This is a genomic window from Massilia sp. TSP1-1-2, assembly GCF_049896185.1.
Taxonomy (GTDB): domain Bacteria; phylum Pseudomonadota; class Gammaproteobacteria; order Burkholderiales; family Burkholderiaceae_D; genus Telluria_A.
Genome location: NZ_JAFCTU010000044.1, coordinates 17,000 through 41,511 on the forward strand (window position 1 = coordinate 17,000; position 24,512 = coordinate 41,511).

At 62.1% G+C, this 24,512-nt stretch carries 23 protein-coding genes; 12 read left to right on the forward strand and 11 right to left on the reverse strand.

All coding sequences use genetic code 11. The features are described 5' to 3' along the window. The first annotated feature begins 24 nt into the window (after positions 1 to 24). Positions 25 to 579: a cob(I)yrinic acid a,c-diamide adenosyltransferase gene (locus ACP7BV_RS24485; protein WP_426107490.1), complete on the forward strand. Its 555-nt coding sequence runs from the start codon at positions 25 to 27 to the stop codon at positions 577 to 579. Between the two features lie 3 nt (positions 580 to 582). Continuing rightward, positions 583 to 954, forward strand: a complete 372-nt coding sequence (locus tag ACP7BV_RS24490; RefSeq protein ID WP_426107491.1) for a DUF5329 domain-containing protein — start codon at positions 583 to 585, stop codon at positions 952 to 954. A gap of 151 nt (positions 955 to 1,105) precedes the next feature. On the opposite strand, the gene dxs is transcribed toward ACP7BV_RS24490, so the two are convergent. The 3 genes from dxs to ACP7BV_RS24505 are packed head-to-tail and all read right to left on the reverse strand — an operon-like array spanning position 1,106 to position 4,124. Further along, on the reverse strand, positions 1,106 to 2,974 hold the full coding sequence (dxs, locus tag ACP7BV_RS24495) for a 1-deoxy-D-xylulose-5-phosphate synthase (protein WP_426107492.1): 1,869 nt from the start codon (positions 2,972 to 2,974) through the stop codon (positions 1,106 to 1,108). 2 nt (positions 2,975 to 2,976) lie between these two features. Next, positions 2,977 to 3,873, reverse strand: a complete 897-nt coding sequence (locus ACP7BV_RS24500) for a polyprenyl synthetase family protein (protein WP_426107493.1) — start codon at positions 3,871 to 3,873, stop codon at positions 2,977 to 2,979. Further along, on the reverse strand, positions 3,870 to 4,124 hold the full coding sequence (locus ACP7BV_RS24505) for an exodeoxyribonuclease VII small subunit (RefSeq protein ID WP_426107494.1): 255 nt from the start codon (positions 4,122 to 4,124) through the stop codon (positions 3,870 to 3,872). Before ACP7BV_RS24505 ends, ACP7BV_RS24500 begins: the two co-directional genes overlap by 4 nt. Positions 4,125 to 4,435: 311 nt before the next feature. Here ACP7BV_RS24505 and ACP7BV_RS24510 point away from each other — a divergent pair, with 311 nt between their 5' ends. The 3 genes from ACP7BV_RS24510 to ACP7BV_RS24520 all read left to right on the forward strand — a co-directional run bounded on the left by ACP7BV_RS24510 (position 4,436) and on the right by ACP7BV_RS24520 (position 7,397). Continuing rightward, positions 4,436 to 5,536, forward strand: a complete 1,101-nt coding sequence (locus tag ACP7BV_RS24510) for an aromatic ring-hydroxylating oxygenase subunit alpha (RefSeq protein ID WP_426107495.1) — start codon at positions 4,436 to 4,438, stop codon at positions 5,534 to 5,536. A 6-nt stretch (positions 5,537 to 5,542) separates the two neighbouring features. Further along, the gene (locus tag ACP7BV_RS24515; RefSeq protein ID WP_426107496.1) at positions 5,543 to 6,466 is read left to right on the forward strand and encodes a DMT family transporter; all 924 of its coding nucleotides are present in this window, start codon (positions 5,543 to 5,545) and stop codon (positions 6,464 to 6,466) included. A gap of 79 nt (positions 6,467 to 6,545) precedes the next feature. Then, the gene (locus tag ACP7BV_RS24520) at positions 6,546 to 7,397 is read left to right on the forward strand and encodes a sulfurtransferase (protein WP_426107497.1); all 852 of its coding nucleotides are present in this window, start codon (positions 6,546 to 6,548) and stop codon (positions 7,395 to 7,397) included. Positions 7,398 to 7,406: 9 nt separating this feature from the next. Here ACP7BV_RS24520 and ACP7BV_RS24525 read toward each other — a convergent pair whose 3' ends face one another. After that, entirely contained in the window at positions 7,407 to 7,622 is a 216-nt protein-coding gene (locus ACP7BV_RS24525) for a hypothetical protein (protein ID WP_426107498.1), read from the reverse strand. 129 nt (positions 7,623 to 7,751) lie between these two features. Between ACP7BV_RS24525 and ACP7BV_RS24530 the strand changes: the two genes are divergently transcribed. Then, positions 7,752 to 8,666 carry a cation diffusion facilitator family transporter gene (locus ACP7BV_RS24530; RefSeq protein WP_426107499.1) on the forward strand — a complete coding sequence of 305 codons (915 nt, stop codon included), beginning with the start codon at positions 7,752 to 7,754 and terminating at the stop codon, positions 8,664 to 8,666. A 5-nt stretch (positions 8,667 to 8,671) separates the two neighbouring features. On the opposite strand, the gene ACP7BV_RS24535 is transcribed toward ACP7BV_RS24530, so the two are convergent. From ACP7BV_RS24535 to polA, 3 genes are all read right to left on the reverse strand, one after another. After that, positions 8,672 to 9,421 (reverse strand): ZIP family metal transporter, encoded by a 750-nt coding sequence (locus ACP7BV_RS24535; protein ID WP_426107514.1) that lies wholly within the window; start codon positions 9,419 to 9,421, stop codon positions 8,672 to 8,674. Positions 9,422 to 9,581: 160 nt separating this feature from the next. Beyond that, positions 9,582 to 10,796 carry a DUF4382 domain-containing protein gene (locus tag ACP7BV_RS24540; RefSeq protein WP_426107500.1) on the reverse strand — a complete coding sequence of 405 codons (1,215 nt, stop codon included), beginning with the start codon at positions 10,794 to 10,796 and terminating at the stop codon, positions 9,582 to 9,584. A 148-nt stretch (positions 10,797 to 10,944) separates the two neighbouring features. Beyond that, positions 10,945 to 13,695 carry a DNA polymerase I gene (gene polA, locus ACP7BV_RS24545; RefSeq protein ID WP_426107501.1) on the reverse strand — a complete coding sequence of 917 codons (2,751 nt, stop codon included), beginning with the start codon at positions 13,693 to 13,695 and terminating at the stop codon, positions 10,945 to 10,947. Between the two features lie 209 nt (positions 13,696 to 13,904). On the opposite strand from polA, the gene ACP7BV_RS24550 reads away from it, so the two are divergent. From ACP7BV_RS24550 to ACP7BV_RS24575, 6 genes are all read left to right on the forward strand, one after another. Further along, the gene (locus tag ACP7BV_RS24550) at positions 13,905 to 14,363 is read left to right on the forward strand and encodes a hypothetical protein (protein ID WP_426107502.1); all 459 of its coding nucleotides are present in this window, start codon (positions 13,905 to 13,907) and stop codon (positions 14,361 to 14,363) included. A gap of 51 nt (positions 14,364 to 14,414) precedes the next feature. Further along, positions 14,415 to 15,374 carry a homoserine kinase gene (locus ACP7BV_RS24555; protein WP_426107503.1) on the forward strand — a complete coding sequence of 320 codons (960 nt, stop codon included), beginning with the start codon at positions 14,415 to 14,417 and terminating at the stop codon, positions 15,372 to 15,374. Continuing rightward, the gene (locus ACP7BV_RS24560; RefSeq protein ID WP_426107504.1) at positions 15,371 to 16,138 is read left to right on the forward strand and encodes a BPSS1780 family membrane protein; all 768 of its coding nucleotides are present in this window, start codon (positions 15,371 to 15,373) and stop codon (positions 16,136 to 16,138) included. The genes ACP7BV_RS24555 and ACP7BV_RS24560 overlap by 4 nt, the downstream gene beginning before the upstream one ends. 248 nt (positions 16,139 to 16,386) lie before the next feature. After that, the gene (locus tag ACP7BV_RS24565) at positions 16,387 to 17,769 is read left to right on the forward strand and encodes a pre-peptidase C-terminal domain-containing protein (protein WP_426107505.1); all 1,383 of its coding nucleotides are present in this window, start codon (positions 16,387 to 16,389) and stop codon (positions 17,767 to 17,769) included. A gap of 20 nt (positions 17,770 to 17,789) precedes the next feature. Further along, on the forward strand, positions 17,790 to 18,191 hold the full coding sequence (locus tag ACP7BV_RS24570; protein ID WP_426107506.1) for a hypothetical protein: 402 nt from the start codon (positions 17,790 to 17,792) through the stop codon (positions 18,189 to 18,191). Positions 18,192 to 18,458: 267 nt separating this feature from the next. Next, a complete protein-coding gene (locus tag ACP7BV_RS24575; protein ID WP_426107507.1) occupies positions 18,459 to 19,277 on the forward strand; it encodes a J domain-containing protein in 819 nt (272 codons plus the stop codon). Between the two features lie 21 nt (positions 19,278 to 19,298). On the opposite strand, the gene ACP7BV_RS24580 is transcribed toward ACP7BV_RS24575, so the two are convergent. The 4 genes from ACP7BV_RS24580 to ACP7BV_RS24595 form a co-directional block, all read right to left on the reverse strand. Then, positions 19,299 to 21,611 (reverse strand): UvrD-helicase domain-containing protein, encoded by a 2,313-nt coding sequence (locus ACP7BV_RS24580; protein WP_426107508.1) that lies wholly within the window; start codon positions 21,609 to 21,611, stop codon positions 19,299 to 19,301. 46 nt (positions 21,612 to 21,657) lie between these two features. Further along, positions 21,658 to 22,878, reverse strand: a complete 1,221-nt coding sequence (locus tag ACP7BV_RS24585) for a M56 family metallopeptidase (RefSeq protein ID WP_426107509.1) — start codon at positions 22,876 to 22,878, stop codon at positions 21,658 to 21,660. Beyond that, positions 22,868 to 23,251: a BlaI/MecI/CopY family transcriptional regulator gene (locus tag ACP7BV_RS24590; RefSeq protein ID WP_426107510.1), complete on the reverse strand. Its 384-nt coding sequence runs from the start codon at positions 23,249 to 23,251 to the stop codon at positions 22,868 to 22,870. The genes ACP7BV_RS24585 and ACP7BV_RS24590 overlap by 11 nt, the downstream gene beginning before the upstream one ends. 83 nt (positions 23,252 to 23,334) lie before the next feature. Continuing rightward, positions 23,335 to 24,276 (reverse strand): nuclear transport factor 2 family protein, encoded by a 942-nt coding sequence (locus tag ACP7BV_RS24595; RefSeq protein ID WP_426107511.1) that lies wholly within the window; start codon positions 24,274 to 24,276, stop codon positions 23,335 to 23,337. Positions 24,277 to 24,512: the final 236 nt, after the last annotated feature.

A 24,512-nucleotide genomic window follows, 5' to 3' on the forward strand; every position in this document is an offset into this window, starting at 1 on the left:
TTTTTGCAATGGGACGATGACATCATGGGTAACCGACTTTCAAAGATCGCCACGCGCACCGGCGACAAGGGCACCACCGGCCTGGGCGACGGCAGCCGCACCGACAAGGACAGCGTACGCATCCACACGCTGGGCGAGGTTGACGAGCTCAATTCCTTTGTTGGCCTGCTGCTGTGCGAAGACATGCCGGCCGAGCTGCGCGAAGAGCTGATCACGATCCAGCACGACTTGTTCGACCTGGGCGGGGAGCTGTGCATCCCCGGCTACCAGATGATCACGGACGACCATGTGGGACGCCTGGACGACTTGCTGGAAAAATATAACGCGACCTTGCCGGCGCTGTCGGAATTCATCTTGCCGGCCGGCTCGCGCGCGGCGTCGATCGCCCATGTGTGCCGCACGGTATGCCGGCGCGCCGAACGCAGCATCGTGACGCTGGGTAAAACCGAAACCATCAACGAGCATCCGCGCCAGTATGTGAACCGTTTGTCGGACTTGATGTTCGTGCTTTCGCGTGTGCTCAACCGGTTCGCGGGCGGCAGCGATGTACTATGGCAGCACGAACGTCAACGAGGTTGAGAAATGAAGAAGTTATTGATTCTGGTAGGAACTATTTTGGCGGCGAATATGGCTGCAGCGGCAACGCCTGAGATTACCAAGGCGGAAGTGGCGCATTTGCTGGGCGCGGTGGAGCAGTCGCAGTGCAGGTTCAACCGCAACGGCAGCTGGTATGACGCCAAGAGCGCGAAAAAGCATTTGGCGAGCAAATACGAGTATTTGGACAAGAAGGATATGCTGCCGACTGCCGAGTCGTTCATCAAGCTGGGGGCATCAACCAGCAGCAGCAGCGGGAAGGCTTACATGATGGCGTGCGAGGGGCAACAGCCGGTGACGAGCGCGGTGTGGCTGATTGAAGAATTGAACCGCTATCGCAAGACAGCCGCTCTTAAGTAACACCTTGAAATCGTAATACATCAAATCGTAGGTCGGAAAAGCGGGAGCGCATTCCGACAGTGCATGCGTTACGATGACGCTAGCAATGTCGGAATGCACTTCGCTTTTCCGACCTACGCAAAGCGCGCACTACCCAAACCGCGCGCAATTCTCAGGTGTTGTTGACCACCAGCCGCGGCTCCATCGCCCCAAAGCGCTGGCGAATCGACGCTGCAATCCCCTTGGCATCCAGACCCACACCAGCGAGCAGCGCATGCGGATCGCCATGGTCGATGAACTTGTCGGGCAAGCCGAGCATCAGCAGCGGCTTGACGATCCCCGCCTCGGCCAGCGCCTCGGCCACCGCAGCGCCCGCGCCGCCCATGATGCAGCCCTCTTCCACCGTCACCAGGTACTCGTGTTCCGCGGCCAGCTGCCTGACCAGTTCCACGTCCAGCGGCTTGACGAAGCGCATGTTGGCAACCGTGGCATTCAACTCGGCGCCCGCCGCCACGCTGTGCGACACCATCGAGCCAAACGCCAGGATCGCCACGCCCTTGCCGCGCTGCTTGATCTCGCCCTTGCCGATCAAGATTGACGTGAGCGCCTTTTCGATTACCGCACCGATACCGGCGCCGCGCGGATAACGCACCGCCGCCGGGCCTTCGTAGTGGTACGCGGTGGTGAGCATCTGGCGGCATTCGTTTTCGTCGGACGCGGCCATCACGACCATGTTCGGGATGCAGCGCAAAAATGCGATATCGTAGTTGCCCGCATGCGTGGCGCCGTCGGCGCCCACCAGGCCCGCGCGGTCCAGCGCAAACGTGACGTCCAGGTTTTGCAGCGCCACGTCGTGAATCAGCTGGTCGTAGGCGCGCTGCAGGAAGGTCGAATAGATCGCCACCACCGGTTTCAGGCCTTCGGTCGCCAGGCCGCCCGCGAACGTGACGGAGTGCTGCTCGGCGATGCCGACGTCAAAATACCGGTCCGGGAATTTTTCCTCGAACTTGACCATGCCCGAACCCTCGCGCATCGCCGGCGTGATGCCGACCAGGCGCTTGTCGGCGGCGGCCATGTCGCACAGCCAGCTGCCGAACACTTCGGTGTAAGTGGTCTTGCCGGCCGCGCCGGGCTTGATGCCTTCGTTCGGATTGAACTTGCCGGTGCCGTGGTACAGAATCGGCTCGGCTTCGGCCAGCTTGTAGCCCTGGCCCTTCTTGGTCACCACGTGCAGGAACTGCGGCCCCTTGAGTTTTTTGATGTTCTCCAGCGTGGGGATCAGCGATTCAAGATCATGGCCGTCGATCGGGCCGATGTAATTGAAACCGAATTCCTCGAACATCGTGGCCGGGACCACCATGCCCTTGGCATGCTCTTCGAGCCGCTTGGCCAGTTCGCGCACCGGGCCTGGCAACACCGACTTGGCCACCGTTTTGGAGGCGGCGTAAAACTGCCCCGACATCAGGCGCGCCAGATAGCGGTTGAGCGCGCCTACCGGCGGCGAAATCGACATGTCGTTGTCGTTCAGGACTACCAGAAGGTTGATGTCTTCCTGCACGCCCGCGTTGTTGAGCGCTTCAAAAGCCATGCCGGCCGTCATGGAGCCGTCGCCGATGACGGCAATCGCGTGCCGGTGCTCGCCCTTGATCTTGGCCGCCTGCGCCATGCCCAGCGCGGCCGAGATGGAGGTCGACGAGTGGGCCGTGCCGAAGGTGTCGTATTCGCTTTCTACGCGGCGCGGAAAGCCCGAAATGCCGTCGAACTGGCGCAGCGTGTGAAACTGCTCGCGGCGCCCGGTAAGGATCTTGTGCGAGTAGGTCTGGTGGCCCACGTCCCAGACGATGCGGTCGTACGGCGTGTTGAACACGTAGTGCAGCGCGATGGTCAGTTCGACCGTGCCCAGGTTGGACGACAAATGGCCGCCCGTCTTGGAGACCGAGTCGAGCAGAAAGTTGCGCAGCTCGTGCGCGAGCGGCGTCAGTTGGGAACGCGCGAGCTTGCGCAGCTCCGCCGGTTCGTTGATGTGTTCTAGTAAATTCATGGTTACGCCTTCCGCTGCACGATCAGGTCCGCCAGTTCGCGGAGCCGGCCTGCTTTGTCGCCAAACGGTGCGAGCGCCTCATGCGCGTCGCATCGCAGTTTTTCGGCCAGGACGCGCGAAGCATCCAGGCCCAGAATCGATACGTAGGTCGGCTTGTTGGCCGCCGCATCCTTGCCCGCGGTCTTGCCCAGCGTGGCTGAATCGGCCGTCGCGTCGAGCACGTCGTCAACCACCTGGAAGGCCAGGCCGATCGCGTTCGAATAGGCGTCGAGCGCGGCCAGTTCGCCGTCTTGCAGGTCGGCGCCGGCCAGCGCGCCGAGTACCACCGAGGCGCGCAGCAAGGCGCCGGTTTTCAACTGGTGCATCTGTTCGAGCTGTTCGCGCGTGAGCGCAAGGCCGACGCTGTCCAGGTCAATCGCCTGGCCACCGCACATGCCGCCCGATCCGGCTGCGTGCGCCAGCAAGCGCAGCATGGCGACCTGGCGCGCCGGCGGCACTGCGCCGCCTTCGGACAGCACCAGAAATGCCTGCGCCTGCAGCGCGTCGCCCACCAGCAGCGCGGTCGCTTCATCATACGCCACGTGCACGGTGGGCTTGCCGCGCCGTAGCGCGTCGTCGTCCATGCAGGGCATGTCGTCGTGAACCAGCGAATAGGCGTGGATCATTTCGACGGCTGCCGCCGCGCGTTCGAGCGCGCGCGCGTCGGCGCCGAACAGCGCGCCGGCGGCGAACACCAGCAGCGGGCGCACCCGTTTGCCGCCACCGAGCACGGTGTAGCGCATCGCTTCGTGCAGTTTGAACGGAACCGTCTCGGCATGCGGCAAAAACGCGCCGAGCGACGCTTCGACGCGCGCCTGCACCGCCGCCATCCAGTCGGCAAAGCTGCTCGCTGGCGTCATTGCATGCCCTCGCCCTCGACCGCGAACGGCTTGAGCATGTCGCCCTCGAGGACCTTGACTTGCGATTCCACTTTTTCGAGCTGCTGGGCGCAATATTTAACCAGTTCGGAGCCGCGCGCGTACGCCGCGACGGACGCTTCGAGCGGCAACTGGCCCGACTCCATCTGGGTGACAAGCTGGGCCAGCTCGGCCATCGCCTGTTCGAACGATTCCGGGGGCACTACTTGCTCGACTGTTGATTTCTTTGACATAGACACTTTGATATGTGAACGCGTACGCAACTTTTTGGCGTGAGGCGCAGTCTAACCGGATAAATTAGAACAATCCATCCCATAGGTAATGACACCATTTTATAGCAAGCAGGCAGCGAAGATGAAACCGATGCCTTTCGTGCAAGAACTGCATATTCAATCCACGCATTCGCGTGCGGGACCGCGACTGCCGAGTCCGTTCACGGTATAATCGCCGGTTATGTCCGAAATACCGTATTGCGTTCTCCAAAATACTGGTCTTTGGATTCTTTCTCTTCTTTGGCTCGAAGCTCTTTTAAAGGGGGGTTGGGATGTCCGATTTGGCTACCCACGCCAAGCTCGCGCGCTCGTGTGCGCAGCTTCCGGTAGATGTCTATTTTGACGAGGCGCTGTTACGGCGCGAAATGGAACAATTGTTCCGGGACGGCCCGCGCTATATCGGCCATGAGCTGATGGTGCCCGAAACAGGCGACTTTGCCACGCTCGCCGCCGAGCACGAAGGGCGCATGCTGGTGCGTAACGCCAACGGCATCGAAGTGTTGTCCAACGTCTGCCGCCACCGCCAGGCGCTGATGTTCAATGGGCGCGGCAATGCCAACAACATCGTCTGCCCGCTTCACCGCTGGACGTACGACCTCAAAGGCGAACTGATAGGCGCTCCGCATTTTCCGGAGACGCCTTGCCTGAACCTGTCCAAGACGCCCCTGCAAAACTGGCACGGACTGCTGTTCGAGCAAAACGGCTACAACGTCATGGACAAGCTCGCGCAGCTGTCGGTGGCCACCGATTTCGATTTTTCGGGCTACATGTTCGACCATGTCGAAGTGCAGACCTGCGACTACAACTGGAAGACCTTCATCGAGGTCTACCTCGAGGACTACCACGTCGAGCCGTTCCACGCGGGCCTGGGCGGCTTTGTCAGCTGCGCCGACCTGAAATGGGAATTCGGCCCCGACTACAGCGTGCAGACGGTGGGCGTGAACCGCGCGCTGACCAAGGCCGGCTCGCCCGTCTACCAGCGCTGGCAGGAACAAGTGCTCAAGTTCGGCAACGGCGTGCCGCCCGAAAAAGGCGCGATCTGGTTCACGCTCTACCCGAACATCATGGTTGAGTGGTATCCGCATGTGCTGATCGTCTCGACGCTGCATCCGGACGGACCGCAGCGCACCAAGAACGTGGTGGAGTTCTACTATCCCGAGGAAATCGTGCTGTTCGAGCGCGAGTTCATCGAAGCGGAACGCGCAGCGTATTTTGAGACATGCAAAGAGGATGACGAGATCGCCCAGCGCATGGATGCGGGCCGCCGCATCCTGATGGCGCGCGGGGTGAGCGAAGTGGGTCCCTACCAGTCGCCAATGGAAGACGGCATGCAGCACTTTCACGAGTGGTATCGCAGCAACCTCACGCTTTAGGATTTCATGCCGTCTCTGTGGATGCTGTTCGCAAGCTTTGCCTTCTCCATCATGGGGGCGGCCGTCAAGCTTGCGTCCACGCTGTATTCAACCTCCGAAATCGTGATGTACCGGGGCCTGGTTGGCACCTTGATGCTGCTGGTCCTGGTGCGCGCGCAGCGCGGCAGTCTGCGCACCGCGTTCGCCGGCGCCCACCTGTGGCGCGCCCTGGTCGGTGTGGTGTCGCTGTGGCTGTGGTTTTACGCGATCGGCAAACTGCCGCTGGCCACCGCCGTCACGCTCAATTACATGGCCCCCATCTGGATGTCGCTGTTCCTGCTGTGCGCAGGCTGGTGGCAATCCAAAAACCACGTCGAATGGCCCTTGATTGCCGCTATCGGCATGAGCTTTGTCGGCGTCACGCTGGTGCTGCAGCCGGCCGTGGCGGCCGACCAGTGGCTCGGTGGCGTGGTGGGCATCATGTCGAGCGTGCTCTCGGCGCTGGCCTACATGCAGGTGCGCAAACTGGGGCAGATGGGCGAGCCGGAATACCGGGTGGTGTTTTATTTTTCGCTGATGACCGTGTGCGCCGGCGCCTTCGGCACCATCCTGGAAGGGCGCCCGGCCGGCATGCCCATGCTCACGCCGCACACGCCGTACGGGGTGGCGCTGCTGCTGGCCATTGGCGTGAGCGCCGCCATGGCGCAGATGGCCATGACGCGCGCCTACCGCGTGGGCAAGGTACTGGTCGTGGCCAATTTGCAGTACACCGGGATTATCTTTTCCAGCCTGTGGGGCATGCTGTTGTGGGGCGACCGCTTCAGCTGGTATGTGTGGCTGGGGATGGGGGTCATTCTCGCGTCCGGGATTGCAGCGACGTTCTACAACACCAAAAAAACCCCGCGCGGGGCCGCCGTGACGGACACCGATCCGATCGCCAGCGAAGTGTGACGGCAAGGAAGGTAACGGGAAACCAGTGGCTAATAAGGTAACATTACAATACACGCCAACAGCGCCACCCGAGGATCCCATGCACACCACCCTGATTTCGCCTGCCGACCTGGCCGCCCACCTTGACGACCCGAACTGGGTCATCCTCGACTGCCGCCATGACCTGATGAACCCGGCCGCCGGCCCGGACGGCTACGCCATCGGCCATATCAGCAACGCGCTGTTCGCCGCGCTGGACACGCAACTATCCGGCCCCAAGCAAGGCGCCGACGGCGTGTTTCGCGGCCGCCATCCGCTGCCCGAGCGCGCCGCGCTGATCGACACGCTGCGCACCTGGGGCATCAACCCGGACAGCCAGGTCGTCGCCTACGACGCCCACGGCGGCATGTTCGCGGCCCGCCTGTGGTTCCTGCTGCGCTGGGTCGGCCACGCGGGCGTGGCCGTGCTCGACGGCGGCCTGGCCGCCTGGCAGGCGCAGGGCTTGCCGATGTCCGACCAGGTGCCCGTGCGCGCGCCCGGCAGCATCGCCGCGCAGGCGCCGCTTGGCGCCACGGTATCGGCCGCAGATGTCCTGCACAACCTGGCAAGCGGCGCCAACACCATCGTCGACGCGCGCGCGCCCGACCGCTTTCGCGGCGAAAACGAAACCATGGATCCGGTGGGTGGCCACATACCGGGCGCCAAAAACCGCTTCTTCAAGGATAACCTTCAAGCCGACGGCCGCTTCAAGAAAGCGGCGCAGCTCAAGGCCGACTTTGCAAACCTGATCGACGAGCCGGCCCGCGCCGTGATGCAATGCGGCTCGGGCGTGACGGCCTGCCACAATCTGCTGGCGCTGGAAGTGGCCGGCATGCCCGGTGCGGCGCTGTATCCCGGCTCGTGGAGCGAGTGGTGCGCCGATCCAGCGCGCCCGATCGCCACCGGAGCCTAAAACGTCCTGCTATTCGTCCATGCCGATCAGCGCTTCGATATCGGCAATGGCCGTGCGCAGCATTAGTTCGGGCGTGGCTTCGGCCAGGACAATACCGGCAACCATGGCGTCAGGAACCGACTTCTTGAGCACGCCATCGCGCGTGATGAAGTATTCGCCCTGATCATAGGCGATGCTGTAGAGCAGCTGTTGTCCGGCGTTGCGGCGGTGCTGGCTTGAAGGCATCTCGACATCCCTTATGTGTGTGTGCAATCTGGATGGTACTACCGCGCTGGCCGGGCGTGCGTTCGCTACGGCGCGTGCAGCTGCGCTAGAGCGCAAGTGCTACCCTGCACCCAACAGACCAGGAGTGCCATGTCGGACGGAACTAAAAAAACAGTGTATGTCGCCCTGATCGGCAATCTCTTGATCGCAGCGATCAAATTCGTGGCCGCCGCCTTCACGGGCAGTTCGGCCATGTTGTCGGAGGGCTTTCATTCCGTCGTCGATAGCGGCAATGAAATTTTACTGCTGTACGGCGTGCACCGGTCGAGCTTGCCGGCCGACGCGCGCTACCCCTTCGGGCGCGGCAAGGAAGTGTATTTCTGGAGCCTGGTCGTGGCAATCCTGATTTTCGCTTTCGGCGCCGGCATCTCCATCTATGAAGGCGTGCGCCATCTCAGGCACCCCAATCCCATTGAAAACGTGCTGGTCAATTACGGCGTGCTGGCGGCGGCGCTGGTGTTTGAAAGCATTTCGTGGTGGGTCGCGCTCAAGGAATTTCGGCGCATCAAAGGGTCGCTGGGCTACCTTGAGGCGATTCGCAAGAGCAAGGACCCAACGGTCTTCACGGTGCTGGTGGAAGACAGCGCGGCGCTGCTTGGACTGGTGTTTGCGCTGGGCGGCATCGCCCTGGGGCAAGTGACCGGCAACCCGGCCTTCGACGGCGCCGCTTCGGTGCTGATCGGTCTATTGCTGGGCCTGGTCGCATTTTTCCTGGCCGTCGAAAGCAAGGGCTTGCTGATCGGCGAGAGCGCCGGCAGCGACGTGGTCGACGGCATCCGCGCGCTGATTGGCAACAACGCCAATGTCGACCGGGTGAGCGAGGTGCTCACCATGCACATGGGACCGGAATATATTCTCGTTAATATCAGTCTGCACGTCAGCGCCGCGGTTGACCGGGCCCGGGTGCACGACGTGTTTGCGCAGATCGACCGGGATATCAAGCAGCATTATCCCAAGGTCAAGCGCGTCTTCATCGAATCGAAAACGGAGCTGACAAGGTCTTGACGGGGCTAGCGGCCGGAGGTCAGAAATAACACCAGCAGCACGCCGGCACCGATCAGCAACACCTGGGGCACCGATTCGCGCAGCGTGGCGCGGCGCTGCATCTGCGGCATCAGGTCGCTCACGGCAATGTAGATGAAGCCGGACGAGGCGAACACCAGCACGTAGGGAATCAGGTGGCTGGCCTTGTCGAGCGTAAAGTAGCCCAGCAGACCGCCGACAACGGCCATCAGGCTGCACAGCAAGTTGAAGAAATACGCCCGCGCGCGTGAAAACCCGGCGTTGAGCAGCACAATGAAGTCGCCGATTTCCTGCGGGATTTCATGCGCGATGATCGCCAGGCCAGTGACGATGCCCAGTTCGGGATTGGCAATAAAGGCGGCGGCAATCAGGATGCCGTCGGTAAAATTGTGCAAGCCGTCGCCGATCAGGATCATCCAGCCAGCCTTGCCCGCCTCCATCTTGTCATGCCCGTGCGCGTGGTGGTGGCCGTCGCCCTCGTGGTGGTGCGAATGGCGCAAAATGGCGAGTTTTTCCAGCAGAAAAAACGCCAGCAGGCCGCCCAGCAGCGTGGCGAACAGATGACGCTTGTCGGCCGTCGATTCAAACGCTTCGGGCAGCGCATGCAGCAGCGAGGTCGACAGCATGATGCCCACCGACAAGCTGACCATGCGCTCGACCATCCGGGACAGAAGCGCGAACGAAAACACCGCTGCGGCGGTGATGCTGAAGACCCCCGCAATCGTCGTTGCGAGCAGGATGGAGATGAGAATCGGGTCGATTTTGAAGCCTCTGGGCAGTGCTTGCGATAAGCGCAAGACCCGCATTGTACCGCCCCGCCGCATAAAAACGGGGTCAGACCACATTTCTGCGGCCTGACCCTATTGATGACTCCGGTTTAAGCGTTACCGCAAAGGCTTACGGCACCAGGGCGAAATTGACGTTGGACGCATTCGCCACGGCAATATCGACCGCGGTGGCGAACGGCAGCGTTGCGTAGCCGAGCGCCGAGGCCGACACCGTGTATTTGGCTATGCCCGGCAGCACTGTTGTCGCAGGCGCGAACACCAGTGGCAAGGTGGTCGAATAGACGGCGTATTGCGGTGCGTTCAAAGGCAAGCCGTTGATGGCGTAGGCGCCCGTCACCAGGTCGGAACCGGCGTACTTGATCGTCACGGTAGGACCGGCGGCAAACAATTGCTTGGCCGATACGTAGGTGGCCAATTCAGCTGCCGGCGTCAGCTTGGTGGTGCCGCCGATGCTGCCGGTGGCGCTGCTGGCAAGCGTGATCGGCGTCGTACTGGTGCTCACTGGAACACTGGCCGTCGCGCTGACGGGCACGGCGCCAATCACGGTCGCTGCACTGCCCGCGCCCGTGATGACGACGTCGTAGCTGCCCGCCGGAAGGCGCGACAGCAGGAAAGCACCGCTGATCGGATCCGGGACGGTCGACGCGACGACCACGCCCGCTTGCTGGGCGCTGATCATGACGTTGCTGGTCAGTTGGGCTGGTGCAATGACGCCCGAGATACCGTTCAATACCGCAGGCAGCATTTTGATCACGGGCTTCAACGCATATTTGCCGTTGCCACGGGTTACGATCGACTTGCAGGCATCAAAGTCGATGACGACATCGGCCACCTGGCCTGCGGCCACATCAAAGCTGCCATTTAACTTCAGGCCGCTTTGAACGGCGCTCGGCGTGATCAGGTTTTGCAGCGTGCCGCCGGTAGGCTTGACGCTGTTGGCCATATTGTCGGCAGTATTGGCGTCGAGCACCAGGCGAATCTGGCTGTAGTGGCCGGCCGTCAGGGGTGCGGTGCCCAGCGGTTCGATCAAGCCATTGGTCAGCTTGAGCAGGTTGACTTTGACGGGCGCGGCGAGCGTAATGTCGGTCCAGCCGCCGTCGGTTTCCGACGCTGTCTCGCTCTGGTTCACGCGCACTTTGTTGACGGTAATGTTGACTTCATCGTAGCCGCAGGCGGGCGCGTCGGTGAGCGAAGCGCGGACCGAGCCCATGGCCGAAGATGCCGGCGTCGGTGTGGAGGAGCCGCCGCCGCCGCAGGCGACCAGGACCGCCGCTGCGCAAATGGTGGAGGTGGCCAAGCTTAAACGCGTCAAAGTAGTATTCATTTTTTGCCTCATATATGGACGGTGGACACCGTCCGCAGCCCTAACTCCAGACATGCCCTACTATACATTCCAATAGGAAACAATAAGGTGCGCTGCCGCACGAAAGTACATTTGCTTACAACTCTTACAGCTTGCGTTGCTAGCATTATCAGTGGGCCTGGTCCCAGTTGCTGCCGATCCCCACTTCGGCCAGCAGAGGCACTTTCAGCGCCGCCACGCCCGCCATCAGTTCCGGCAGCTTGATCTTGACCACGTCCAGTTCCGCCTGCGGCACTTCGAGCACCAGTTCGTCGTGCACCTGCATGATCATGCGCGTGGCCATGCCGGTTTCTTCCAGCCAGCCCTGTACCGCAATCATCGCCAGCTTGATCAAGTCGGCCGCCGTGCCCTGCATCGGCGCATTGATCGCGGCCCGTTCGGCGCCCTGGCGGCGCGGGCCGTTCGGCGAATTGATCTCGGGTAGCCACAGGCGCCGGCCGAACACGGTTTCGACATAGCCGCGCGCCTTGGCCTGCATGCGCGTGTCTTCCATGTACTGGCGCACGCCCGAAAAGCGCGCGAAGTATTTGTCGATATAACTTTGCGCGGCCGCGCGGTCCACGCCCAGGTTGCTGGCCAGGCCAAAGGCGCTCATGCCGTAGATCAGGCCAAAGTTGATGACCTTAGCGTAGCGGCGCTGCTCGGACTGCACGTCGGCTGGCGCCACGCCGAAGACCTCGGACGCGGTGGCGCGGTGAATGTCCTCGCCTTCCGAGAACGCGCGCAGCATCGCTTCGTCGCCCGAGATGTGGGCCATGATGCGCAATTCGATTTGCGAATAGTCGGCCGAAACAATCACGTTGCCAGGGCCCGCGATAAAGGCTTCGCGGATGCGCCGCCCTTCGGCGGTGCGGATCGGGATATTTTGCAAATTGGGCTCGTTGGACGACAGGCGCCCCGTCACGGCCACCGCTTGCGCATAATTGGTGTGCACGCGGCCCGTGTCGCGGTTGACCATGCGCGGCAGCTTGTCGGTATAGGTCGACTTGAGCTTGGACATGCTGCGGTATTCGAGCAAAATTTTAGGCAGCGGATAGTCTTCGGCCAGCTTTTGCAGCACTTCCTCGTCGGTCGATGGCGCCCCGGTCGGCGTTTTTTTAATCACCGGCAGTTGCAGCTTGCCGAAAAAAATTTCCCCGATCTGCTTGGGGGAACCCAGGTTGAACGGGCCGCCGGCCAGTTCGTACGCTTTTTGTTCGAGCTCCATGATGCGCGCGCCAAGTTCGCCCGACTGCAGGTCGAGCAACGCGCCGTCGATCAGCACGCCATTGCGCTCGATCTTTTGCAGTACCACGGAAGTGGGCAACTCGATCTGGCGGTAAATGAATTCGAGCTTGGCGTCGCCCAGCACATGGCCTTTCATGGCATGGTGCAGGCGCAGCGTGATGTCTGAATCCTCACCCGCGTATTCGGTGGCGCGCTCAAGCTCCACCTGGTCAAAGCAGATCTGGCCGGCGCCCTTGCCGCACACTTCGGTGAACGAAATGGTGGTGTAGCCCAGGTGGCGCTTGGCCATATTGTCCATGTCATGCGGCTTGTGCGACTCGAACACGTAGGACTGCAGCAGCGTGTCGTGCACGATGCCGCGCAGCGTAATGCCATGGTTGGCGAAAATATGGCTGTCGTACTTCAGGTTCTGGCCCACCTTCGGCTTGGCCGGGTCTTCCAGCCACGCCTTCATTTTGGCCAGCACCAGATCGCGCGCGAGCTGCTCGGGCACGCCCGCGTAGCGGTGCGCGACCGGGATGTAAGCGCCCTTGCCCGGCTCTACGCTCAGCGAAATGCCGACCATTTGCGCCGTCATCGGTTCGAGCGACGTGGTTTCGGTGTCGACCGAGGTCAGTTCGGCGCTGTCGATCAGCGCCAGCCACGCGTCAAGCTGCTCTTCGGTGGTAATGGTGACGTACTCGCCGCGGATGACCGGCAAGTCGTCGGCGCTGCTGAACAAGTCGCCTTCAGGCGAATTGAACAGCGCTGCCGGGCCGCTGGCGGTGTCAATATTAACGTTCAACTCTTTCAGCAGCGTCTTGAAGCCATAGCGCGCAAAAAAGTCGCGCAAGCCTTCCTGATTTTCAGGCTGGGCCACCAGCGTGTCGGCAATCGACACCATGTGGCCGGCCAGGTCGCAGTCAAGCTTGACGGTGATGAGTTCACGCCCCTTGGGCAGCCATGCCAGCGCCTGGCGCAGGTTCTCGCCAACCGCGCCGGTGATGGTGTGCGCGTTTTGCATGACGTTTTCGAGGCTGTCGTGCGCGGCCAGCCACTTGAGGGCGGTCTTGGGGCCGCACTTGGCGACGCCCGGAATATTGTCGACTGTGTCGCCGATCAGCGCCAGGTAGTCGATGATGCGGTTGGGCGGCACGCCGAACTTGGCCAGTACGCCCGCTTCGTCGAGCTTTTCGTTGGTCATGGTGTTGATCAGGGTGACCTTGTCGTTGACCAGCTGCGCCAGGTCCTTGTCGCCGGTCGAGACCATGGTGTTCAAGCCCATGTTCGTGGCCTGCACCGACAGCGTGCCGATCACGTCATCGGCCTCGACGCCTTCGACCATCAGGATCGGCCAGCCCATGTGGCGCACCACTTCGTGGATCGGCTCGATCTGCAGGCGCAGGTCGTCGGGCATGGGCGCGCGGGTGGCTTTGTAGTCGGCGTACATATCGTCGCGGAACGTCTTGCCCTTGGCGTCGAACACGCAGGCGATGTAGGCCGCCGGGTAGTCCTGGCGCAGGCGGCGCAACATGTTGACCATGCCGTGCATGGCGCCGGTGGGATGGCCATCCGGGCTGCGCAAGTCTGGCAGGGCGTGGAACGCGCGGTACAGGTAACTGGAACCGTCGACTAACAACAGGGTATTTTGCATGGTGCCGAATGTGAGGTCAAAGCGTGAGGTTGAAGCCGCGTGAAAAACAGCGCGGCAAAGCGTGAGACATTATCGCAGAATCCGCCCTGGCCCCGCATCGCGCCCGCTTCGCTGGCCGCGCCTGGCGGACCGGGGGCGCTTGCCAGACTTTCCACAGGGTTGGCGTGGCTTTGTTACAATGGTCTAAACGACTAAGAAGGCAACCTATCATGCTGCGCGCATCCCCCCTGCGGAAAATTTTGTCCCTGTGCCTGTCCCTGTGCCTGAGTGCGCATGCTGGCGCCGTGTTTGCCCAAGCCAAGCCGAGCGAGGCGCCGCCGAAACCGGGCGATGCGCCGCCAAAGCTGGAGACCATCGAACCGGTCCAGACGCCGCGCCCGTCGGTTAACGTCACGCCCAAATCGGCCAAGGGCGGCACCAAAATCACCGAAAAGAAGGATGGCGGTCGGGTGACCGAAGTCAAAGTCCAGGCCGGCCCGAGTACGTACACGATGAAGCCGAACGTGCCTGCCGGCAACGCCCAGCACGGTGACGTGCAAAGCGGCAATTCTGTTCGCGGACCGCAATGGACGGTGCTGGAGTTTGGCAAAGGCAAAAAGAAGCCAGTTGCCGAAGCTGCCGCCGAGACCGCCGACGCGCCGCCGCCCAAGACCGTCCCCGCCAAGTAAGCCCGGCCTCGCCGCTTATCCATACCGACTTTACTTTTATAACGCTTTCACATGGCAGTTTTTACCGCGGTCAGCCTGGATGACGTCGCCCCCTGGCTCCAGCAGTTCCCTTTAGGAAAAGCAAGCGCCATCAAGGGCATTGCCTCAGGCATCGAAAACAGCAATTTTTTCATCACGACGGATGCCGGCGAGTATGTGCTGACCATTTTCGAGGTGCTGCGTTTCGATCAACTCCCGTTCTACCTGAACTTGATGCGCCACCTGGCTGAGCGCGGCGTGCTGGTGCCCGCCCCCGTTGCCAACGCACGGGGCGAGCTGGTGGTGGCGCTGCACGGCAAGCCGGCAGCCATCGTCAGCAAACTCGACGGCAGCTCGCAAATGGCGCCCGAGCCGGTGCATTGCGCCGCGGTCGGCGCCATGCTGGCGCGCATGCACCTGGCGGCCGTCGACTTTCCGCTGCAACAGCCTAATTTGCGTGGCATTGATTGGTGGAACGAAACGACGCCCAAAGTCTTGCCCATGCTCGACGAAGGCAGCGCGGCACTGTTGCGGGCCGAAATGCATTTCCAGCAAGCCTTTGCCGCGAGCGCGCACTACCACCGCATTCCCCGCGGGCCCGTGCACGCCGACCTGTTCCGCAATAACGTGATGTTTGTTGGCGAGCAGCTGACCGGGTTTTTCGACTTCTATTTCGCCGGCTGCGACACCTGGCTGTTCGACATGGCCGTGACGGTCAACGACTGGTGCATCGACCTGGCCACCGGCGAGCTCGACACCGCTCGGGTGCGCGCCATGCTCGACGCCTACCACGCGGTGCGTCCGTTCACGCATGACGAGCATGAATCCTGGCAAGCCATGCTGCGCGCCGCCGCGCTGCGCTTCTGGCTCTCGCGCCTGTACGACTTCCACCTGCCGCGCGAAGCTGAAATGCTCACGCCGCACGATCCGTTCCACTTCGAACGCATCTTGCGCGAGCGCATTGCCACTACCGCGCCGGAGCTGTTCTCATGAAAGGTTTGCCGGCACGTACGGGCATCGATTGGCTCAAGCAGGGCTTTGGCCTGTTCAAGCAGCAGCCAGGCATCTTGATGATGCTGATATTTGCCAATTTCATGGTCACCATTTTGCTGGTGATGTTGCCGGTACTGGGCGTGATCGTCGCGTACCTCGCGATGCCCTCATTCACCATGGCGATCCAGCAATCGTGCCGCATGATCGACAATGGAGAGCGCGTTCATCCCCGCGTGCTGCTGACCGGTTTTCAAAAGGAAGCGATCGGGCCGCTGTTCAAGCTCGGCCTGGTCTACCTGGGCATCGTGATCGTACTGGCCCTTGCCGTCATCCCCTTCATCGATATTGAAGCCGTCAAGGCGGCGATGAAAATGATGGAAGCGAAAAAGCAGCCGGTGGTGGATGGCAGGACCGCGCTGGCCTTCACCATGTTTTTTCTGGTGCTGGCCGTGTCAACGCTGCTGTTGTCGTTCGCGCCGGGCCTGACCTACTGGAAGCGCATGCCTACCTTCAAGGCGATTTTCTACAGCGTGTTTGCCGTGCTGGGCTCGAAAGCCCCGATCGCCGTCATGCTGGTGGTGTGGATTGCGCTGTCGGCGCTGCTGCACCAGGTCTTTGCGATGATTTTCGGGACCGCGGCCATTGCCCAGGTCATCGGGACCTGGATCACCTTCGTCTCGATATTGATCTTTCAGTGCGCGACGTATGCCGCCTACAAGCAAATACTGGGCGCGCCCGAAGACGCCCCCAAGGCAGCGCGATAATCCACAAGCCAACCATCTGCGGTTGGCTTTTTTTTCACCTCTCTGCAAGCCGATTCCGGCCCGCATGCCCTCCCTGTTTGTTTTTCACACGTGCCCCAAAAAAACAATTGGAACTATTTTCGTGTTGAGCGTATATTCGATGAAAATTATCGATCATGAAAACTTTTAATGTAAAAGTTTTTTCTTGCCCGCCAATTTGACAGAGTTGTTTCATAGAAAAATAACCCGAAATCTGGAGATGCAGAACAATGAAAAACCGACTTTTCAAAAGCGCGGCGTGGATGCTCGCGTCCATCCTCGCCGCTCCCCTTGCCTGGGGCGCGTGCCTGTCCGGGGAGGCCGAACCGAATAATGCCGACACTTCCGCCAACGCCGGCATGTGCAGCGGCGTGGCAGTGAGCGGCAGCATCGCCTCAAGCAGCGACTACGACTGGTACAAGCTCGACGTGGCAGCGCCCGGCGCCATCAACATCAGCCTGGCGCACGACAGCGGCATCGACCTCGACTGGTACCTGTACAAGAGCAGCGGCTCCTACGTGGCTTACCGTTCCACCTCCGCCAATCCGGAAACCGGCAGCTACAGCGCAACGACCGCCGGCGTCTATTACGTGCGCGTAAAAAGCTATTCCGGCGCGGGCCGCTACACGCTCAACGTCACCTTCCCTTCCAGCGGCACGCCAGGTGGCGGCGGCACGCCAACGGCATGCACCTTGCCGGCCGCTGTGAACCTGGGCAAGACCGGCAACAGCACGCCCAAGCCGAGCACCACGACCGGGGGCGCCGTGCTGATGGGCGGCGGCATGGACGTCGACAACGCGATCAAGTGGATGATTGGCAAATCGGGCGGGGGCGACTTTGTGGTCCTGCGCTCCACAGGCACCAATGCCTACAACGATTACATCTACGGCTTGGGCGGCGTCAATTCGGTACAGACACTGCTAATCACCAGCACGGCGCAAGCCAACGACGCCTGTGTGGTGCAAACGATCAAGAATGCGGGTGCCGTTTTCATGGCGGGCGGCAACCAGGCCGACTATGTGAATTACTTCAAGGGCCAGGGTGTGGGCACGGCGCTCAACTATCTGATCAACACCAAGTTCGCGCCCGTGGGCGGCACCAGCGCCGGTATGGCCATAATGGGCCAGTACTACCACCCGGGCGGGGCCGAAGTGAGCACCGCCCTGCTCAATCCGACCACGGTTGCCATCGGCAACAATTTCCTGGCGTATTCCCCCTTGACAAACGTGGTGACCGAGCCGCATTTCATCGAACGCTTGCGCCAGCCCCGCTTGGCCGCATTCATGGCCAGCAGCATCTACAACTTCAGCGTGCCATGGCAAAGCATGCGCGGCATTTCTGCCGATGAAGCCACCGCGCTGGCCGTGGATACCAATGGCATGAGCAAAGCCTTTGGAACCGGCAAGGTCAATTTTGTACGCGCAACGGGCGCTGCGGAAACCTTGTCGCCGGGGGCGGCACTGACTTGGCTCGTGGCCCAGAAGGCACTTCAGGTAACGGAAATCCCGGCTACTCTGTTGGGCACCAACACCTTTAACCTGGGTACGTGGACCGGCACCGGGGGCGTCACGCACTACTGGTATATCAACAATGGCAGCCTGACGATCAACTGATCCAATTCAAGGAAAACAAGATGACACCATTTTTCAAGACGGCCCTTTTGGCCGCGCTGGCTGCGGCCAGCGTCAGCGCGCAAGGCGCCGGCAAGCACGACTACACCTACACACCCGTGGCGGGCGTGCACGAAGTGCAATACTTCCACGGCTGCTACGACCACACGGATGGCGAGAAACGGCCCAAGGTCGACGTGCTGATGAGTGGCCTTGCCACCACCGACGTGCTGATTGAAACCAAGGTACGCGAGGAAGGCAAGCCGTCCACGGAAATGATTACCTTCCGCCTGAAGAACATGGATGCCAGCCTGAGCGTGCAGTTCCGCAGCCACGACGGGCCGCATTGCCAGCAAGGCGTGCAGCGCATCGCGTTCAAGAACGCCACGCTGCACAGCATTGCCGACTTGAACGCTTACCGCTGATCTTGCCTGCCCTCCAGGAAGCACGCGCGATCACGCTCAGGCGATACGCGCGCCGGGAGGGCAGGATCTCCCACAACATACTGAAGTAATTCTGAAAAGCAAGCAGAGTCATAGGGGCGTGGGCGAGGACGCCGCCCCTCTGCCCTCACGATGTGATGCTATTTCGCCACGCCACAATCGACTACAATCCATGTCTGGAACGCATTTACTACGCCGCCCCTCCCGGCGGCGCCGGCAATTGCCGGCTTTTTTATGAACGAGTGGCACGTGGCCCAACCGATAGCAACCCACTACGACAATCTCAAGGTCCAGCGCGACGCTCCCGTCGGCGTCATCAAGACGGCGTACCGCAAGCTGTCGCAGCAATACCATCCGGACCGCAATCCGGATCCTGCCGCGCTGGAAATCATGAAGCTGATTAACCTGGCGTGGGATGTGCTGAGCGACCCTGAACGGCGCGCACGGCATGACCGCGCGATAGCGGCCCTGGAACGTCGCGCTGCACAACACGCGGCGCCGCCCGCCCCGCAGCCAGCCGCACCCCGGCAGCAAAAGCGCAGCTGGCACGATCAGGATGCGGTGCGGGTTGCCGGCGTGCTGGCATTTTTCTTCCTGGCGTTGTTGGTCGTCTTTCAGGTTGCCGAAGCTGGCCGCGACGATGATGAAGCGCAGGGCGTCGACGCGAGCCAATCAGCGCCAGCGCCGGTGCCCGAGCAAGTCGCGCAGTCGGACCGCGTGCCACATGGCTACCTGCAAGCGTCGGCACAGGATTTCTCGCCCGGGATAGCGATGGTTGACATCGATAACACTGGCGGCAAATACGACGCGGAAGTGCGGCTGTTTCGCAACGGGCGCGCCGCGCGCAGCATGTACGTGCACCACGGCAAGCGCTTCGTCGTTGAAGACGTGGCGCCGGGTAGCTATGTCGTGAAATACAAAATGATGGTCGACGGGCGCATGCGGGCGTTTCAGGAACGTGAACTGTTCCAGCCCCAGCGCGACAAGTTCGTCAAGTTGAAACTCAAGCTGTTCGCGGCGACCGGCAGCAAGCAAACCGCGGACCCGCTCCCGGTCGACCAGTTTTAACCGGCCACCGGCATCGCAACATCAGCGCCCCAGGCGCTCCAGCTTGGCAATCGACAGGTCCAGCACTTTCATGCCGGCGCGCCCGAAATTGATCTGCGCGCGGGCATTGGCGCCGCCGCCTTCGATATTGACGATCACGCCTTCGCCGAACTTGCCATGCACAACCGATTCGCCAATGCGCCAGCCCGGGCCTGATGCAGCCGCCTTCTGCGTGATCTGCTGGGCGATTTTGTTGTCCGAGCCGCCGCCGGTGAACGCGGTGTCATCCCAGGCGGACTTCTTGTTACCCATCCAGTGCGACTGCACGCGCGGCGAAATCCACTTGAGCGCTTCTTCGGGCAGCTCGTCGAAAAAACGCGACTTCATGTTGTAGCGCGTCTGCCCGTGCAGCATGCGCGTCTGCGTAAAGCTCATGTACAGGCGCTTTTTGGCGCGCGTGATGGCCACGTACATCAGGCGCCGCTCTTCATCCACGCCATCCATTTCGCGCGTGCTGCTTTCGTGCGGGAACAGGCCTTCTTCAAGGCCGGTGATGAAGACGGCGTCGAACTCGAGGCCCTTGGCCGAGTGCACCGTCATCAGTTGCAGCGCGTCCTGGCCGGCCTGCGCCTGGGCGTCGCCCGCCTCCAGTGACGCGTGCGACAAAAAGGCCGACAGCGGTGACATTACTGTGGGCAGTGGCGCGTCGGCGTCGAGCAATTCGAAGCCGTCGCCGTCGACAAGCGGCATGCCCGACTGCGCCGTGGTTTTCGGGCCCAGGTGCGCGGGCGCCGCCTGGCCAAAGCCTTCTTCCTGCACGAACTGGGTGGCCGCGTTGACCATCTGCTCCAGGTTTTCGATGCGGTCGGCGCCTTCTTTTTCCTTTTCGTAGTGGGTCAACAGGCCACTCGCCTCGAGCACCACGCGCACCATTTCGGGCAGCGCCAGCTGCTGGGTTTCGAAGCGTGCGCCTTCAATCAGCTTGATGAAAGCGCTCAGCGAAGAACCCGCCTTGCCGGCCACGTAAGGCACCGCCGCGTACAGCGAGATGCCGTGATGGCCGGCGGCGTCCTGCAACGCCTCGATCGAGCGCATGCCGATGCCGCGCGTGGGAAAATTGACCACGCGCAAAAAGGCCTGGTCGTTGTGCGGATTGTCCATCAACTGCAGGTAGGCGATGCCGTGCTTGACCTCGGCGCGCTGGAAGTAGCGCTGGCCGCCATACACGGTGTAGGGCAAGCCGGCCGCAAACAGCGCATGCTCGATCACGCGCGACTGGGCGTTGGAGCGGTACAAGATGGCGATTTCACTGCGCAGCGCGCCGTCCGCCATCAGGCTCTTGGCTTCTTCGATGATCCACTGCGCTTCTTCGAGATCGGACGAGGCTTCGTAGATGCGCACCGGCTCGCCGTGGCCGGCGTCGGTGCGCAGGTTCTTGCCGAGCCGGTTGCTGTTGTTGGAGATGAGCTGGTTGGCGCTGTCGAGAATGTGGCCGTGCGAGCGGTAATTTTGCTCCAGCTTGATCAAGTTCTCGACCCGAAATTCGCGCTCGAAGGCGGCCATATTGCCCACATTGGCGCCGCGAAAGGCGTAAATGCTCTGGTCATCGTCGCCGACGGCAAACAGCGCGCCGCCAAACTGCGCCTCGTGCCCGGCCAGCATTTTGAGCAGATTGTATTGCAGGTCGTTGGTATCCTGGAACTCGTCGACCAGGATGTGCTTGAAGCGCGCCTGGTAATGCTCGCGCAGCGGCTGGTTGCGAACCAGCAATTCATAGGCGCGCAACAGCAGCTCGGCAAAGTCCACCACGCCTTCGCGCTGGCATTGCTGGTCATAGAGTTCATACAGCTCGACGAACTTGCGCTCGATCGGATCGTGCGCTTCAACATTGTGCGAGCGCTGGCCCTGGTCCTTGGCGCTGTTGATGAAATACATCAGCGCCTTGGCGGGGTATTTTTCATCATCGATATTGTTGGCCTTGAGCAAGCGCTTGATCATCGAGATTTGGTCTTGCGAATCCATGATCTGGAACGTCTGCGGCAACGCGGCGTCGCGAAAGTGGGTGCGCAGCAGGCGGTTGCACAGCCCGTGGAAAGTGCCGATCCACATGCCGCGCGTGCTGACGGGCAGCAGCGCGGACAGGCGCGTGAGCATTTCCTTGGCCGCCTTGTTGGTAAAAGTAACCGCCATGATCCCGGCCGGCGACACCTGCCCCGTCTGGATCAGCCAGGCGATGCGGGTGGTCAGCACGCGCGTTTTGCCCGAGCCGGCGCCCGCCAGGATCAGGGCGCTTTGCTGGGGCAGCGTGACGGCGGCAAGCTGTTCGGGATTGAGGTTGTGAAGGAGATTTTGCATCCCGTGATTATACCGGTCGCGCACTCCTGCGAGCGCCCCTTGCGCATCAGGCGCGCGTGACCGTCAACCCGATCTGGAAGGTTGGCTTGGCCGCGTCGCCTTCGCGCACCGCGCCAGGCCGCCCCAGTTTCAGCAGCAGCATGGGGGAGGCGACGATCCCGCTTTCCGGCGTCACTTTCATCTTGACCATCACCGCGTCGCCCGCCGCCGGCGTGACCGTGAACACCCCGCTCCAGACAGGGCCCGGCTGATCCGAGCGCAGCGCGAACTCTTCTCCCGCCTTGACGCGCACCTTGGCCGAGGTAGTGCCAGGTCCGTCAGCAAACTTGACGGCGATATCGTAAGTCTCGCCGCCGGCGCGGGCCGAGACGGTGCCAAGCATGCTGGCGCAGGCCAGTAGCGCGACGATCAGGCCCGTGGCGTGGCGCCGTGGGGTGCTGGTGGATTTTTTCAGTTGCATGATGCGCTCCTTGAGTGGGTGGCTTGATTGCCAGTGGCAGGTGGCCAGCGCCAAAGCGCCTGCCGCCTGGGTCTTGAGCATCGCCGCGGCGTAAGCCTGGCGAGCGGCGCCGTGGCGCGCCATGACGGCGCTGTCGCAGGCCAGTTCCTGGTCAAAGCGAAAACGCGACGCTGCGACGTGCATGAGGGGATTGAACCAGAACGCACTCTGCAGCACCACCAGCAAGGCGTTGGCGGCGGGGTCGCGCCGGGCGGCATGCTGGCGTTCGTGGGCAATGATCAGCGCCTGTTCATCAAGGCTGTAGCGCGCCGTAAAATCGGCGGGGACGACAACGCGCGGGCGAAACAGGCCCAGTAAAACGGGACCATGGCGCGCGCTGGCCGCATGAAAAATCCCATCGCGTTCTGTCAGGCCACCGAGGCTGCGCACAAAGGCGCGCTGGCCAAGCACGAACAGCACGCCGGTAGCGAGCGCGCCGCCAGCCCAGAGCCGCGCCAGCCAGTCCAGCCATGTTAGCCATTCGATGGCGGCCGGGGCCACGCTGGCAACCAGCAGCGAGGCCTTGAGCGACGGCGCCAGCGCCAGCACGGTGACGGGAGCGGCTGTCGGTACGGGGAGCGCCGCAGCGAGCAGCGCAGCCGGGACGGCCAGCCAGCACAGGTACGCGCCGGCGGCGCCCCCAAAGGCACGCAGCGGGCGACGCACCAGCAAGACCATGACGATGGCGCAGGTGCTTGCCAGCGCCAGCCGGGCCAGAAGATCGAGCAGATCGAGCAGATCGAGCAGATCGAGCACACTATGTGCCATCGCCGAGCTCCTCGACCAGTTTCTTCAGTTCGGCGATATCGGCCGCGCTCAGTTTGCGGTGCTTGCCGAAGTGCGCCACCAGCGGCGCCACGCGTCCGCCGAACAGCCGGTCGAGCATGCTGGTGCTTTCGCTGCTGACCCATTGTTCACGCTTGAGCACTGCCGTGTACAGGTAGCGGCGCCCGTCCTTGCCGGCACTGAGCGCGCCTTTTTTGAGGAGCCGGTTGAGCAGCGTCTTGACGGTCGCTTCCTGCCAGCGCTGCTCGCTGACCAGGGCGGCGATGATGTCCTCGGCCGGCATGCCGGGCGGTCCGCGCCACACCACGTCCATGACGAGCGACTCGGCGTCGCTGATTGCTGTCTGTTTGCTCATTGCCTCTCCCGGATGCTACGATTACACGCGTAATCACAGCATCATGATTACAGTTGTAATCGGAAGAGTCAAGCGTTTGTTGGCTAGCGTTCGGCCTTGCGGTACAGCGAGCTGAACATCGAGTTGCCGTTGAGCGAAGAGGTCGGCACCGCTTGCGCGACGTCCCAGTGCTCAACCAGTTCAAAGTTGGCCACGCGGTACATGTCGCACACGGTGACGCCCGAAAATTCATTCTTCGGGTCGCTCCCCTCATCCTGGTTCTGGGAGCAGACCACGCCCAGGTCGCCCTCGGCCATCGCGCGCACCACGCGATACATGGACCCGGGCGCGGCAATGTACTGGATCACCGCCGCCAGCGCAGCGCGGCCGTTGCCGACGAAGGGATTGTGCTGGATGTAATTCGGTCCCCACATCCGGTCGAGCAGGCCGAAGTTCTTCTTGCCGAACACTTCGTCCGACAGCGTGGTCAGCATCAGGCGGTTCAACTCGGTGCGCTGCGCCGTCATGACGGCCGGCCCGGGCGAGGCTGGGTAGGCGTACAGGTTGCTGAACTGCGAATTGCCGTTGGCCGACGTGGCGTGCACCTTGGCCTGCACCGCCCAGTGCTCGACGATCCAGCCTTTGTCGAGGCGGTAGAAGTCATAGCGGTTGGTGCCGCTCATGTCATTGGCCGGCGTGGCCGAGACGTGCGAGTGAACGAACACCAGGTCGCCGTCGGCCAGCAGGTGCTGGACGCTGATGGCCTGCGCCGGCGAGCGGGCCCGCAGTTCGCGAATCCAGGCGGCCGTGCCGTCGCGCCCGGACGTCACCAGCGGATCGTGCTGGATCACATGAGGCGCCACCTGGCGGCGCACGACGGCGTCGGCGTCGGCGGTGCTGCCAATGGCAGTGAGGAAGTGCGTCACCAGCGCCTTGTTGTAGCGCTCCACATCTTCCTTGTGGCCTGCGTGCGCCGGCAATGCGGCCAGCGCCATCAGGGCGCCGGAGAACAGTACTTTGTACTTGGTGGGGCGGGTCGATTTCATGTGGTGCATTCCTTGTCGGTGTTGTCGGTGCCGTCGGATTCGGGCACGAATGCAGCTTGCCCCAACAACCCGGCGGCAGCGACCGGCTTGGGATGAGCCGTGACGGATGCGTGACGAAATCCATCGCCAGGGCGCGCCACGGCATGGCACACTCCCGTTCTAGTGTAGTGCGTCAAACAGATTGAAGCTTATTAAGTTTGGCACGAGCGCGCGTGACTTTGGCAAGAATGTCGGTC

Coding starts and splice junctions, on each gene's coding strand:
- ACP7BV_RS24505 (WP_426107494.1), bottom strand. CDS start 4,124: ATGTCAAAGAAATCAACAGTCGAGCAAGTAGTGCCCCCGGAATCGTTC.
- ACP7BV_RS24510 (WP_426107495.1), top strand. CDS start 4,436: ATGTCCGATTTGGCTACCCACGCCAAGCTCGCGCGCTCGTGTGCGCAG.
- ACP7BV_RS24500 (WP_426107493.1), bottom strand. CDS start 3,873: ATGACGCCAGCGAGCAGCTTTGCCGACTGGATGGCGGCGGTGCAGGCG.
- ACP7BV_RS24585 (WP_426107509.1), bottom strand. CDS start 22,878: ATGGCACATAGTGTGCTCGATCTGCTCGATCTGCTCGATCTGCTCGAT.
- ACP7BV_RS24590 (WP_426107510.1), bottom strand. CDS start 23,251: ATGAGCAAACAGACAGCAATCAGCGACGCCGAGTCGCTCGTCATGGAC.
- ACP7BV_RS24565 (WP_426107505.1), top strand. CDS start 16,387: ATGAAAAACCGACTTTTCAAAAGCGCGGCGTGGATGCTCGCGTCCATC.
- ACP7BV_RS24560 (WP_426107504.1), top strand. CDS start 15,371: ATGAAAGGTTTGCCGGCACGTACGGGCATCGATTGGCTCAAGCAGGGC.
- dxs (WP_426107492.1), bottom strand. CDS start 2,974: ATGAATTTACTAGAACACATCAACGAACCGGCGGAGCTGCGCAAGCTC.
- ACP7BV_RS24550 (WP_426107502.1), top strand. CDS start 13,905: ATGCTGCGCGCATCCCCCCTGCGGAAAATTTTGTCCCTGTGCCTGTCC.
- polA (WP_426107501.1), bottom strand. CDS start 13,695: ATGCAAAATACCCTGTTGTTAGTCGACGGTTCCAGTTACCTGTACCGC.
- ACP7BV_RS24570 (WP_426107506.1), top strand. CDS start 17,790: ATGACACCATTTTTCAAGACGGCCCTTTTGGCCGCGCTGGCTGCGGCC.
- ACP7BV_RS24525 (WP_426107498.1), bottom strand. CDS start 7,622: ATGCCTTCAAGCCAGCACCGCCGCAACGCCGGACAACAGCTGCTCTAC.
- ACP7BV_RS24485 (WP_426107490.1), top strand. CDS start 25: ATGGGTAACCGACTTTCAAAGATCGCCACGCGCACCGGCGACAAGGGC.
- ACP7BV_RS24540 (WP_426107500.1), bottom strand. CDS start 10,796: ATGAATACTACTTTGACGCGTTTAAGCTTGGCCACCTCCACCATTTGC.
- ACP7BV_RS24530 (WP_426107499.1), top strand. CDS start 7,752: ATGTCGGACGGAACTAAAAAAACAGTGTATGTCGCCCTGATCGGCAAT.
- ACP7BV_RS24515 (WP_426107496.1), top strand. CDS start 5,543: ATGCCGTCTCTGTGGATGCTGTTCGCAAGCTTTGCCTTCTCCATCATG.
- ACP7BV_RS24595 (WP_426107511.1), bottom strand. CDS start 24,276: ATGAAATCGACCCGCCCCACCAAGTACAAAGTACTGTTCTCCGGCGCC.
- ACP7BV_RS24555 (WP_426107503.1), top strand. CDS start 14,415: ATGGCAGTTTTTACCGCGGTCAGCCTGGATGACGTCGCCCCCTGGCTC.
- ACP7BV_RS24490 (WP_426107491.1), top strand. CDS start 583: ATGAAGAAGTTATTGATTCTGGTAGGAACTATTTTGGCGGCGAATATG.
- ACP7BV_RS24520 (WP_426107497.1), top strand. CDS start 6,546: ATGCACACCACCCTGATTTCGCCTGCCGACCTGGCCGCCCACCTTGAC.
- ACP7BV_RS24580 (WP_426107508.1), bottom strand. CDS start 21,611: ATGCAAAATCTCCTTCACAACCTCAATCCCGAACAGCTTGCCGCCGTC.